At 67.6% G+C, this 12467-nt stretch carries 11 protein-coding genes; 6 read left to right on the plus strand and 5 right to left on the minus strand.

All coding sequences use genetic code 11. From position 1 onward, the window contains the following. The first annotated feature begins 70 nt into the window (after window positions 1–70). Genes QSJ19_RS01815 through QSJ19_RS01825 form a run of 3 tightly spaced genes read left to right on the plus strand, consistent with a single transcriptional unit; the run spans window position 71 to window position 4682 of the window. Window positions 71–3085 carry a bifunctional [glutamine synthetase] adenylyltransferase/[glutamine synthetase]-adenylyl-L-tyrosine phosphorylase gene (locus QSJ19_RS01815; RefSeq protein ID WP_286317985.1) on the plus strand — a complete coding sequence of 1005 codons (3015 nt, stop codon included), beginning with the start codon at window positions 71–73 and terminating at the stop codon, window positions 3083–3085. Beyond that, a complete protein-coding gene (locus tag QSJ19_RS01820) occupies window positions 3085–4035 on the plus strand; it encodes an endonuclease/exonuclease/phosphatase family protein (protein WP_502876076.1) in 951 nt (316 codons plus the stop codon). Before QSJ19_RS01815 ends, QSJ19_RS01820 begins: the two co-directional genes overlap by 1 nt. Next, window positions 4032–4682: a biliverdin-producing heme oxygenase gene (locus QSJ19_RS01825; RefSeq protein ID WP_286317987.1), complete on the plus strand. Its 651-nt coding sequence runs from the start codon at window positions 4032–4034 to the stop codon at window positions 4680–4682. The genes QSJ19_RS01820 and QSJ19_RS01825 overlap by 4 nt, the downstream gene beginning before the upstream one ends. Before the next feature lie 8 nt (window positions 4683–4690). Here QSJ19_RS01825 and QSJ19_RS01830 read toward each other — a convergent pair whose 3' ends face one another. Both QSJ19_RS01830 and QSJ19_RS01835 read right to left on the minus strand, forming a co-directional pair. Further along, the gene (locus tag QSJ19_RS01830; RefSeq protein ID WP_286317988.1) at window positions 4691–5104 is read right to left on the minus strand and encodes a phage holin family protein; all 414 of its coding nucleotides are present in this window, start codon (window positions 5102–5104) and stop codon (window positions 4691–4693) included. 61 nt (window positions 5105–5165) lie between these two features. Then, window positions 5166–5921, minus strand: a complete 756-nt coding sequence (locus tag QSJ19_RS01835) for a TetR/AcrR family transcriptional regulator (RefSeq protein WP_286317989.1) — start codon at window positions 5919–5921, stop codon at window positions 5166–5168. Between the two features lie 97 nt (window positions 5922–6018). Here QSJ19_RS01835 and QSJ19_RS01840 point away from each other — a divergent pair, with 97 nt between their 5' ends. After that, the gene (locus QSJ19_RS01840) at window positions 6019–7560 is read left to right on the plus strand and encodes an MFS transporter (RefSeq protein WP_286317990.1); all 1542 of its coding nucleotides are present in this window, start codon (window positions 6019–6021) and stop codon (window positions 7558–7560) included. A gap of 42 nt (window positions 7561–7602) precedes the next feature. After that, window positions 7603–8103 (plus strand): hypothetical protein, encoded by a 501-nt coding sequence (locus QSJ19_RS01845; RefSeq protein WP_286317991.1) that lies wholly within the window; start codon window positions 7603–7605, stop codon window positions 8101–8103. Window positions 8104–8114: 11 nt separating this feature from the next. Here QSJ19_RS01845 and QSJ19_RS01850 read toward each other — a convergent pair whose 3' ends face one another. Continuing rightward, window positions 8115–8300, minus strand: coding sequence for a hypothetical protein (locus QSJ19_RS01850; protein ID WP_286317992.1), 186 nt, complete (start codon window positions 8298–8300; stop codon window positions 8115–8117). A gap of 156 nt (window positions 8301–8456) precedes the next feature. Continuing rightward, entirely contained in the window at window positions 8457–9890 is a 1434-nt protein-coding gene (gene glnA, locus QSJ19_RS01855) for a type I glutamate--ammonia ligase (RefSeq protein ID WP_286317993.1), read from the minus strand. Window positions 9891–10214: 324 nt separating this feature from the next. On the opposite strand from glnA, the gene QSJ19_RS01860 reads away from it, so the two are divergent. Next, on the plus strand, window positions 10215–10715 hold the full coding sequence (locus QSJ19_RS01860; protein ID WP_286317994.1) for an RDD family protein: 501 nt from the start codon (window positions 10215–10217) through the stop codon (window positions 10713–10715). A 41-nt stretch (window positions 10716–10756) separates the two neighbouring features. On the opposite strand, the gene QSJ19_RS01865 is transcribed toward QSJ19_RS01860, so the two are convergent. Further along, window positions 10757–12298, minus strand: a complete 1542-nt coding sequence (locus tag QSJ19_RS01865; protein ID WP_286317995.1) for an amino acid permease — start codon at window positions 12296–12298, stop codon at window positions 10757–10759. Window positions 12299–12467: the final 169 nt, after the last annotated feature.

The raw sequence follows: 12467 nt of genomic DNA on the forward strand, positions 1-12467 counted from the left end.
TCCGGCCGACCCGCCCCGGCGGCGTGCCCTGACGAGACGGCGGTCCGGCTCGCCCGCTACCTTTTTGGGTGTGACATCACTTCGCGGACGCGACCGCGTCCCCAGCGCCGGGCGGCTCGGGTTGCTCGAGAACACCGCGCCGGGGCACCTCGCGGAACTGGGGTGGGACAACGACGCGTCGATCGACGTCCTGTGGGCGTTGTCGCGTGCCCCGGACGCCGACCTGGCGCTGCGCGCGCTGATCCGGATCAAGGGTGCGATCGACGATCCCGCCTGGGCCGAGATCGATCAGCTCATCCGCACCGACCGGGGTTTCCGTGGTCGGCTCTTCGCGGTGCTCGGCGGCTCCGACGCCCTGGGTGATCATCTCGTCGCCGAACCGGAGAGCTGGCGCCTGCTGACCGAATCGGTGCTCCCGTCGGTCGAGGAGATGAACGAGCGGATGCTCGCGGCCGTCGGCGCGACACCCGAGCCGGGCGAGATGGAGAAGGGCAACAAGGTCTACCGCTCCTCGGTCACCGGACCCAAGGCGGTCGTCGCGCTGCGGATCGCATATCGGGAGCTGCTGCTGCAGTTGGCCGCCCACGATCTCGCACCCACCGTCGAGGACGAGCCGGTCATCTATCTGCCCGAGGTCGGCGGATTCCTCGCCGACGCCGCCGACGCCGCGCTCACCGCGGCGCTGGCCGTGGCGATCGCCGAGGTGTGCGGCGACAAACCGTTGCCGGTCCGGCTCGCCGTCATCGCGATGGGCAAATGCGGTGCGCGCGAGCTGAACTACGTCAGTGACGTCGATGTGGTGTTCGTCAGCGAACCGGCCGACGGTGTCGCCGCCAGGATCGCCGGCGAACTCATGCGGGTGGGATCGCTGGCGTTCTTCGAGGTCGACGCGGCCCTCCGCCCGGAGGGCAAGGCCGGCGCGCTGACCCGCACCCTCGACTCGCATGTCGCCTACTACCGTCGCTGGGCCAAGACCTGGGAGTTCCAGGCGCTGCTCAAGGCGCGCCCGATGACCGGTGACATGGAGCTCGCCGACGACTACATCGATGCCCTGAACCCGATGGTGTGGACGGCCGCCGAGCGCGAGGACTTCGTTCCCGAGGTGCAGGCCATGCGGCGGCGGGTTGAGTCGCTGGTGCCCGAGGAGCTGCGGGAACGCAACCTCAAACTGGGCAGTGGCAGCCTGCGTGACGTCGAGTTCGCCGTCCAGTTGCTGCAGATGGTGCACGGACGGGTGGACGAGGAGATCCGGGTCAGGGCGACGGTGGATGCGCTCAGCGCCCTCACCGCGGGTGGATACGTCGGACGTGACGACGGCGCCAATCTCAATGCGTCCTATCAGTTCCTGCGTGCCCTCGAGCATCGCCTTCAGCTCCAACGACTCTCGCGGACCCACCTGCTGCCGGCCTTCGACGACGTCGACAACATGCGGTGGCTGGCCCGCGCGGCCCACATCCGGCAGGAGGGCGATCTCGACTCGTCCGGCGTGTTGCGTGAAGAGCTCAAGCGGCAGAAGGCGCGCATCCGCCGGCTGCACGAGAAGCTCTTCTACCGGCCGCTGCTGGAGGCGGCGACCAGGTTCAACACCGACGAGTTGACGCTCTCCGACAAGTCCGCCGAACGCCGGCTCTCGGCTCTGGGGTACGCGAAACCCGAACGCGCGTTGAGTCACATCCGTGCATTGGCGTCGTCGGCCGGGCGACGTGGGCAGATCCAGTTGCTGATCCTGCCGTCGCTGCTCGAGTGGATCGGCAACACCCCGGATCCGGATGCCGGTCTGCTCAACTACCGGCGGCTGTGCGACGTGATGGACGACGCCGAGTGGTTCATCCGCCTGCTCCGTGACGACGGAGTCGTCGCCGAACGGCTGATGCATGTGCTCGGGACGTCGGAGTACATCGCCAATCTGTTGATGCGTTCGCCCGAGGTGATCCACCTCTACTCCGACGGCGCGAACGGCCCCAAACTGTGTGAGGTCGACCCCGAGGATGTCGCCCGCGGGCTCATCGCGTCGACCGTACGGCAGAGAGACCTCAAACGTGCTGTGGCCGTGGCCCGTTCGCATCGAAGATTCGAGCTGGCGCGGATCGCGTCGGCCGACATCCTCGGCATGATGGACGTCCCGGCAGTCTGCGCCGCGCTCTCCAGCGTGTGGGCGGCAGTGCTGAATGCCGCCCTCACCGTCGTCGTCGCGGAGTCCGAGCGCGATCGCGGCGAGCCCGCACCGGCACGTATCGCCGTCATCGGCATGGGCCGGCTCGGCGGCGGAGAGCTCGGCTACGGATCGGACGCAGACGTGCTGTTCGTCTGCCGTCCCGAGCCGGGCAACGACGAGGCCGCCGCCGTGCGCTGGTCCCAGACCATCGCGGAGAAGGTGCGTTCGATGCTCGGCTCGCCGAGCGAGGATCCGCCCCTCGAAGTCGACACCGGGTTGCGGCCCGAGGGGCGCAATGGCCCCGTCGTGCGGACCCTGGCCGCCTACGCCGCCTATTACGAGCAGTGGGCGCAACCGTGGGAGATCCAGGCGCTGTTGCGCGCGCATCAGGTCGCCGGTGACGAGCAGCTCGGAATCGACTTCCTGCACATGGCCGATCGCATTCGCTACCCGGCCGGTGGGGTGTCGTCGGAGGCGGTCAAGGAGATCCGCCGGATCAAGGCGCGGGTCGACTCGGAACGACTGCCACGGGGGGCCGATCCGGCCACCCACACCAAGCTGGGCCGGGGTGGGCTGGCCGACATCGAGTGGACGGTGCAGCTGCTGCAGTTGCGCTATGCCCATCGGTATCCGACGCTGCACAACACCTCCACGCTGCAGTCGCTCGACGCGATCGGCTCCGCCGAACTGCTCGCCGAGACCGATGTCGCGCTGCTCAAGGAGGCGTGGCTCACGGCGACCAACGCCCGCAACGCGCTGGTGCTGGTCCGGGGGAAGCCGGTCGACCAGTTGCCCGCGCCGGGCAGTCAGCTGCGCGCGGTCGCCTACGCGGCGGGGTGGCCGGAGGACCAGGCGGCGGAGTTCCTGGAGAACTACCTCCGTGTCACCCGACGGGCGAAGACGGTGGTGCGCAAGGTGTTCGGAGCGTGATCGGGCGCACCATCCGGTTCGTGCTCCTGCTCGCCGGATGGGTGCTGGCGGCCGCGGCCGCGCTGGCGGTGTGGCTGCACTTCTACCCGTCGCGCGGAGAGGTCTCGCTCTATCTGACCAGTGCGGTGCCCTTCGCCGTGATCGCCGGCGTGCTCGCGTTGATCATCTTCGCGGCCACACGCCGGTGGGTCATGCTGACGGTCGGGGTGGTGGTCGTCGCGGCGTTGTGTTACACCCAGCTACCGCTGTGGCGTGCGCAGACTGCGCCCGCCGGGCAGGAGATCGTCGTCGTCTCGGCGAACATGCTCTTCGGCGGTGCCGACGCCGCCGCATTGGCCAGGCAGGTCGCGGCCGCGGATGCGGACATCCTCTCGGTCCAGGAGGTCACCCCGGCGGGGCTGGAGCGGTTGCGCGCCACCACGATCGCACGACAATTGCCGCATGTGTTCGCCGTGCCCGGTGATCTGGCCCTGGGCACCGCACTGTTCAGCCGGACGCCACTGTCGGGTGAGACCGAGGTCGACGACGAGACCGTGCTGCACAACCTGGAGGCGGTGACGGATCTGCCGGGTTCGCCGCGCACGCGGGTCCTGGCCGTACATCCGGGAGCCCCGCTGCCCGGCCGTACGCACATCTGGCAGCGTGATCTCGAACTGCTGGGCGAGCATCTGCGCTCGCTGCCGCCCGGCCCGCTGATCGCGGCCGGAGACTTCAACGCCACATGGGATCACGTCCGGTACCGCGATCTGCTGCACAACGGCATCATCGACGCGACCGAGCAGGCGGGAGCGGGATTCCTGCCGACCTATCCGACGGACCGCGCCGGAGGTCGGCCGGTCATCGCGATCGACCACGTGATCAGCCGCGGCTTCGTCGCGACCTCTGTCCGCACGTTCGACATCTCCGGTTCCGATCACCGCGGTGTGGTGGTATCACTGGTGGCACCATGACGACCACCCCCGAAGCCTCCCGTACCGCGACGCGTCCGCAGCTGTCGGAGGATCTCCGCGCCGCTACCGCGGTCGCCCACGACCGCGCCGAGCGTGCCACCTTCGTCGACGACCTGATGTCGGGACGGCTCGATGCCTCCGGGTACCGGCGGATGGCCGCGCAGTTGTACTTCGTCTACCGGGCGCTCGAGGAGGTCGGCGACGACCTCGCCGACGATCCGGTCGCGGGGCCGGTCGTCGACGAGCGACTACGCCGAGTGCCGCGGCTGAGCGCCGATCTCGTCGCACTAGGCCTTGATCCGGACGCCGCGACACCGCTGCCCGGCGTCGCCGCCTACGTGGCGGCGATCGAGGCGACGCGCACCGACCCCGCCCGTTTCGTGGCCCACCACTACACCCGCTACCTCGGTGATCTCAGTGGGGGACAGGTGATCCGCAGCCGGATGAAGCTGCATTACGGACTCACCGACGAGATGCTGACCTTCTACGTGTTCGACGGAATCGACAAGCTCAAGCGGTACAAGGACGCGTACCGCGCCACCCTGGACGGTCTGCCGCTCGACGACGACCAGGCTCGCGCGGTGATCGACGAGGCCGTCGCAGCATTCGAACACAACGAGCGACTCTTCGCCGAGCTCGCCGCCTGAGACGACCGTCAGTTCTGCGCGGCGTCTGCCCTGTTCTCGCGGGCCTGCTTCACGCCGGCCTTCACGAGCAGGTACGGCACGAAGAGCGTGGCCAGCGCGGTGACCAGCCACACGACCACGGTTGCGGCGATCCAGGTGGTGACTCCGTCGATCTGGATGCCGTCGCTGCCGAGCAGGGTTGCGAGTAGCAGCGCCACGAAGGTCGAGACCAGCCCGACGCCGCCGATGAAGGCTTCGGCGTTTCGCTGGACGAACTTGACGATGAACGGGCTGAGGATCATCTGTGCCGCGGCGAAGACCAGGACCGCGAGCAGGAAGCCGCCCGCATGGGCGTGGAAGTCGTCGAGGATCAGACTCGCCACCAGGAGTCCGAGAGCGGCCGAGATGAGATACACGAGCGCACGGACGAGTATGCGAATCATGAGGTCATCGTAGGCGTGCGAGCCGTCGTCGGGGACGCGATCGCCGGTGTCGGGCGAACTCTCACCCACCGGTGCGGTCGACGAGAGCGGAGATGCCGTCGAGGATCACCGTCAGCCCGAAGTCCAGCTCCTCGGTGAAGTAGTCGTCGGAGTCGGCCATCGCCGGATCCGAGATCGCCGCAGCCAGATTCGGCAGGTGTCCGTCGCCGACCAGGGCCGCCACCGTGGTCTCGTAGGACGCGGCCGCATCGGCGTCGGAGATGTCCAGCATGCCCATCTGGCTGGCTTGACGAACGTGTTGTCGGACGAATCCGTCCACCAACAGGAGTGCGCTCAGCTTCTGCTGCCCGTCGAGTCGTGTCTGCTCGAAGGCGCGCACCCCGGCGTCGGTCCAGGACAGAACATTCGGTCCCACCGGCGGCCGGCGCAGGGGGATGGTGGCCAGCCACGGTCGGCGCCGTCCGAGCTCGGCCGCGGACAGTGCCCACGCGGTCAGGCGCTCACGCCACGTCCCACTCGCGGTCAGTGACGGATCCGCCGGTCCGAACGCGGTGTCGACCATGACGTCGACGACATCGTCCTTGCTCTCGACGTAGCGGTACAGCGACATCGTGGTGAGTCCCAGACGACCGGCGACGGCCTTCATGGAGACGGCGTCGACGCCGTCGGTGTCGGCGATCTCGACGGCCGCGCGGCCGATGTCGTGGACCGTCAGGGTCGGCCGCGGGCCGCGTCGCGGTCCGGTGTCGGCCCGTCCCCACAACAGTGCGAGATACCGGGGGAGATGCCGCGCATCCGGGTCGTCGGTCGAGGGCATGGTGCACATCCTACAAACTGCTTGCTTGGTACACAGTTCCGCTCTAGTATCTGCGTACGACATAAACAGTCTATCTCATACACCGAAAGGGATCGTAATGGGTCGTCGTTCGCCCTGGCTCGGACTCCTCGTGCTCTGCCTGCCCATGCTCATCGTCTCGATGGACGTCTCGGTGCTGTTCTTCGCCGTGCCCTACATCGCGGCGGATCTGTCACCCACGCCGGAGCAGCAGCTGTGGATCTTCGACATCTACGGGTTCGTCCTGGCCGGTCTGCTCCTCACCATGGGGTCGGTGGCCGACCGCATCGGACACCGCCGACTGTTGATGATCGGCGCAGCCGCCTTCAGCGCGGCCTCGCTCGCCGCCGCGTTCGCGACGTCGGCGGAGATGCTGATCGGGGCGCGCGCGTTGCTCGCGGTCGCCGGGGCCACCCTCATGCCATCGACGCTCGCGATGATCCGGCACATCTTCGACGACGACGGTCAACGCGCCAAGGCGATCGCCATCTGGAACGCGGTCCTCGCCGGGGGCGTCGCGGTGGGACCGGTGGTCAGTGGCCTGCTTCTCGAACACGTGTGGTGGGGATCGGTCTTCCTCATCAACGTGCCGATCATGATCGTGCTGCTGCTGGCAGCACCGCTCGTGCTGCCCGGTGACACGGCCACGCCGGGCCGTCGGGTCGATCTGGTCAGCGCAATGCTCGTGCTGGCCTCCCTGCTGCCCATCGTCGCGGCCGTCAAGAATCTCGCGGCGGACGGGTTCGCGGTGTCACGGTTGCTGATGCTGATCATCGGTGTCGTCGTCGGCGTGGTGTTCGTCGTCCGCCAGCGACGCCTGGCCGATCCGATGCTCGATCTGACGCTGTTGGGCGAGCGCAGGTTCGGGATGTCGGTGTGGACGAACCTCGTCTGCATGTTCGCGCTGCTCGGGAACTCGATCCTGATGACCCAGTATCTGCAGTCGGTCCTGGGCTACTCGCCGTTGCGCGCCGCCCTGTGGAGTCTCCTGCCGACGGTGGTGGTCGGCGCGGTCGCACCGATGGCCGCGGTCATCGCCCAGCGCACCGGCCGTCCGGCCGTCATCTCGGGTGGGATGGCAATCGGCGCAGGCGGATTCGCTGTGCTGGCCGTCTGCACGGGCATCGACACCCTGGTCGTCGTGCTGATCGGGGCCACCCTGCTGGCGAGCGGCGTCGTCGCGGCCACGTCGATGATCGCCGACTATGTCGTCTCGGTGGCGCCCGCCGACCGTGCCGGCGCGACGTCGGGCTTGCTGGAGACGTCGAGTGAGCTCGGCGGCGCACTCGGTATCGCCGTTCTCGGAAGCGTCGTCAATGCGGTGTTCCGCACCACCTTTCCGGCCGACCTCGTCGGTGGGGAGGCGGCGCGCAGCCTCGCGGGTGCGGTGGCGACCGCCCATCATCTCCCCGCCGGTCCCGCCGAGGCGATCCTTGATGCGGCGCGACGATCGTTCGTCGACGGACTGGGTGTCGCGGCGTGGTGTGGGGCCGGCGTCCTGGTCGGCGCAGCCGTCCTCGCCGGATGGCTGTTGACCGAGTGGGGCGGGGGAGACGACCGGACGTCGCGGGGTGTGAGTGGCCGCCGTCGACCATCGGAGGATGTCGGTGCGACGCCGTAGCGTTCGCGGATACCCGTCACTGCGACCATCGGAGCGCCACGAATGACCGAGACCACCGCCGACCCCACACTGGCCCGCATCACCGAGGCGGTGGGCGCGTTCCAGGCCGGCAACCGGACTGCGGCGCGCAGGGACATGATCGACCTGTGGAACGAGATCCGGCCCGATGGAGACCCATTCCATCGGTGCGTGCTCGCCCATCACCTGGCCGACATGGTCACCGACGCTGCCGAGGCCTTGATGTGGGACACGCGGGCGCTGGACGCTGCCGACGTGCTGTCGGACGCACGGTTGCGCACCCACCACGAGAGCCTGCAGGTCGCCGCCTTCTACCCGTCACTGCACCTCAACCTCGCCGACGATCTGCGCCGACTGGGGTCCTTCCGTCCGGCCGCAGGACACCTCGACGACGCACGACGGCGGGTGGACCTGCTCGCCGACGACGCCTACGGTGCCATGCTCCTCGAGGGAATCGCCCGGGTGGCGGAAGCGGTCGAGCGACGGTCGACCGAGCCGATCCCGGGAGCACCGGGCACGGCGTGAAGCCGGTCGGCTCAGAGGATCTCGACGGTGGCGCCGGACGCCAACGTGATCTCGCGACGGTTGTCCGAGCTGTGGACGAACTCGACGATGCGTTGGTCGTCGCCGGTTCGGGTGGTCGTGCGTACCACTCCGCGCATGCCGTCGACGCTGATGCGGTCGCCGGGTGCGAGGTCTTCGACAAATCTGCTGCGGGTCATGTCCTCAACCTAAGTACAACCGGAGTGAAACGGCAGGGCACAAAGACCTTAACGTGACATCAATCACGTGAGAACGGCCGAAGGGCGGCCGGGAGAAGTCCCGGCCGCCCTTCGGCCTCGTGCTGTGAACCGACTGCGCGGCAGCGGTCGTCGCGCTCAGCAGTCGTAGTAGAGCGCGAATTCGTACGGGTGCGGACGGATCTGCACCGGCTCGATCTCGTTCTCACGCTTGAGCGCAATCCAGGTCTCGATCAGGTCCTCGGTGAACACGCCACCGGCGGTGAGGTAATCGTGATCCTCTTCGAGCTTGTCGATGACGGCGGACAGCGAGGTCGGCGCCTGCGGGATGCCCTTGGCCTCCTCCGGCGGGAGCTCGTAGAGGTCCTTGTCGACGGGCTCGTGCGGCTCGATCTTGTTCTTGATGCCGTCGAGTCCGGCCATCATCATGGCCGCGAACGCCAGGTACGGGTTACCCGAGCTGTCCGGGCAGCGGAACTCGAGGCGCTTGGCCTTCGGGTTGTTGCCGGTGATCGGGATACGCACGCAGGCCGAACGGTTGCGCTGGCTGTAGACCAGGTTGATCGGGGCTTCGTAGCCAGGCACCAGGCGCTTGTAGGAATTCACCGTCGGGTTGGTGAACGCCAGCAGCGACGGCGCGTGGTGCAGGATGCCACCGATGTAGTAGCGGGCCAGGTCCGACAGGCCTGCGTAGCCGGCCTCGTCGTGGAACAGCGGCTTGCCGTCCTTCCACAGCGACTGGTGGGCGTGCATGCCCGAGCCGTTGTCACCGAAGAGCGGCTTCGGCATGAAGGTGACGGTCTTGCCGTTCGCATACGCCGTGTTCTTGATGATGTATTTGAACAGCAGCACGTCGTCGGCGGCGTGCAGCAGGGTGTTGAACTTGTAGTTGATCTCGGCCTGACCGCCGGTGCCCACCTCGTGGTGGCCGCGCTCGAGTTCGAAGCCGGCGTTCTGCAGGTTGGTCGACATCTCGTCGCGCAGATCCACGTAGTGGTCGTACGGCGCGACGGGGAAGTAGCCGCCCTTGGGACGGACCTTGTAGCCGAGGTTCGGGCTGCCGTCCGGGTCGGTCGGGGATGCGGTGTTCCACCAGCCCGACTCCGACTCCACCTCGTAGAAGGTGCCGTTCATCTCTGAGCCGAACGAGACGCCGTCGAAGATGTAGAACTCTGCCTCGGCGCCGAAGAAGCAGGTGTCGGCGATGCCGGTCGAGGCCAGGTAGTCCTCGGCCTTGCGTGCGACGTTACGCGGGTCGCGGCTGTAGGCCTCGCGGGTGAACGGGTCGTGGACGAAGAAGGAGATGTTCATCGTCTTCGCGTGGCGGAACGGGTCGATTCGTGCCGTCGCGGGGTCTGGCAGCAGCATCATGTCCGACTCGTCGATCGACTGGAAGCCTCGCACGGACGAGCCGTCGAACGCCAGGCCGTCCTCGAACACGTCCTCCGTGAACGCCGACGCCGGGATCGAGAAGTGCTGCATCACACCGGGCAGGTCGCAGAAGCGGATGTCGACGTACTCGACGCCCTCTTTCTTGATGCCCTCGAGAAGTTCTTCTTTGCTGCTGTACACCGTCCGGTGACTCCTTAACTTGTTCGGGTGGCCAGATCACCTGCCCGCCTCATCCGCCGCCGACTGGAACACAGCGGATCTCAGCGAGAACCGTATGGACGCGAGGTTGCCCGCGCGTCAAGACCGTGTTTCTCCTGTGTTACACGGCTCAGATATCTGGACGACACGTCGTTCCGGTTCGCAACGATGCCATGTCGCCGGGGGGAGCACCACGGAAGGTGGGAAAACCACGATCGGCCGCCCGGGAGACCCCGTCTAGCATTGGAGCATGCATGTATCGATTCCGGCCAGACCGATCAGCGACCCGAGTGCGGGGGAGCGCTGATGGGACGGGCGACGGGATCGTGGCTGTCGGGACCCCAAATCGGGCCCGAAGGCGGTGGCGGTGAGTACCGCGGGCAGGACCTCGGTCTGCCCGAGTCGGGGCCGGGCGCCCTGGCCGGCGGATGGCCCCGCGTGGCCGCGCTGTTGATCGACTGGTTGCTCGGCGGTGGTGTCTCGCTGCTGTTCGTGCCCTCCTCGTCGCCGTCGCTGGGGACGACCGTGCTCGGGGTCTGGTTCGTCATCGGTGTGGTCGCGGTGACGTTCTTCGGTTTCACCCCCGGCCAATTCGCGCTCGGCATGCGTGTCGCCCGGGTCGACTTCGGCCCCGACCGCGCGGAGGCCGAGGCGACCGGCAGGGAACCGTTCGCCGCCGTCGGAATCCTGCGCGCACTCGGAAGGCAGGTGCTCATCGTCTTCCTGGTCCCGGCACTGATCAACGACTACAACGGTCGGGCGTTGCACGACCGCGCGACCGGGACCGCGATGGTGCGCACCCGCTGATCGGCGCAAGTTCGCGTCCGATTCGAGTCGTACGGCCGGACTCAGTCGGGGTGACCCTTGAGGATCTCGTCCTCGATGGTGCCGCCGAGTCCCTCCTTCTCCGGATCGAAGCCGTGCAGGCCGCCGGTGACCGCATACTCCTCTTCCGGGGAGAGCACGAGGCGGTGCCGGCCGTAGAGGCCGAAGACCAGCAGGCCGATGACGTAGAACACCACGATCGCGATCACTGCGTCGCGGTAGTCAGGGTTGATCAGGACGCCGACGAAGGTGATGGCGGCGATCACGAAGGCGATCGCCGCACCCCACACCCCGGTGGGGCTGGTGTACGGGCGCCGGGCGTTCGGGTACTTCCGCCGCAGCAGGATGAACGACGCCATCTGCAGCATGTAGGCGAGCACCGCACCCCACACGGCGATGTTGAGGACGATCGCGCCGGCGCCGGAGATCCAGTACTCGATGACCAGGAGCGCGATGAACCCGATGACCGCTCCGGCGATCAGCGCGACGTAGGGGGTCTGCCGGGAACCGGTGAGCGAGAGCACCTTCGGGTAGTAGCCCGCGCGACTCAATGAGTAGAGGTTGCGGCCGTAGGCGTACATGATGCCCTGCAGGCTGGCGAGCAGGCCGATCAGCGCGAACGCCGACAACACCGACGCCCAGCCGGAGGGGAGGAAGGCGCGGAAGCCGTCGAGCAACGGTTCGTCGGAGTCGCCGAGGGCGGCTGAGCCGGTGACCGCGGGGTTGAGGAAGAAGACGATCGCGGCGCAACCGACGAGCGTGATGAGCCCCCAGATACCGGCCCGCGGGATGTCCTTCGTCGGCTCGTGCGCCTCCTCGGCGGCGAGCGGGAGCTCCTCGATGCCCAGGAAGAACCACATCGCGAACGGCAGTGCGTACAGGATGCCCATCACACCGAACGGAAGGAAGTCGCTGGCACCCGACTTCGTCGTGTCCGGGTCGATGTCGAGGAGCTTGCCGAAGTCGACGGCACCGTTTGCCAGGGCCAGGATGCCGAACAGGACGAGGATCCCCACCGACACCAGGGCGACCACGATGGCGAACGTGAACGACGCCTCGGCGCCCCACGAGTTGAGGGCGATGAAGACGGCGTAGAGGATCAACCACCACACCCAGGCCGGCATGCTCAGCCCGAACAGGTCGTCGGTGATGGCGTCGGCGTAGGACGCGGAGAAGTAGACGACCACTCCGGTGGTGAAGACGTACTCGATCGTCTCGGCGAATCCGGTGACGAATCCGCCCCACGGACCCATCGCGGCCCGAGCGAACGAGTAGGCGCCGCCGGTGTGGGGCATGGCCGCCGACATCTCGCCGATCGAGAAGAGCATGCCGAAGTACATGACGACGATGATCAGGGCGGCGACCCCGAGGCCACCCCAGCCGGCCTGACCGATGCCGTAGTTCCACCCGGAGAAGTCGCCCGAGATGACCGCGGCGATGCCGATACCCCAGATGCCCCAGAAGCCCGCGCTGCGTTTGAGCTGACGCTTCTCGAAGTAGCCGTCCTCGGCATGGGTGTACGTGACGCCGGACGACTTCATCGCCGGTTTGGACACATCTGCCATCGCGTCTCTCGCTCTCGCTGGGTGCCGGACCGTGGACGCGGTCGCGCCGTGCCACCGTTCTCCGCAGGATAGGACTCCAAAGGTCTGCTCACCTGCCATTGGGCGAAAGGTCCGATTTGTATTGTCTGGTGATGCGCATGCATACGTGATCAGGTGGACATCCAATGGT

It is taken from the genome of Gordonia sp. ABSL11-1 (assembly GCF_030315685.1).
In the GTDB taxonomy this organism is placed as follows: domain Bacteria; phylum Actinomycetota; class Actinomycetes; order Mycobacteriales; family Mycobacteriaceae; genus Gordonia.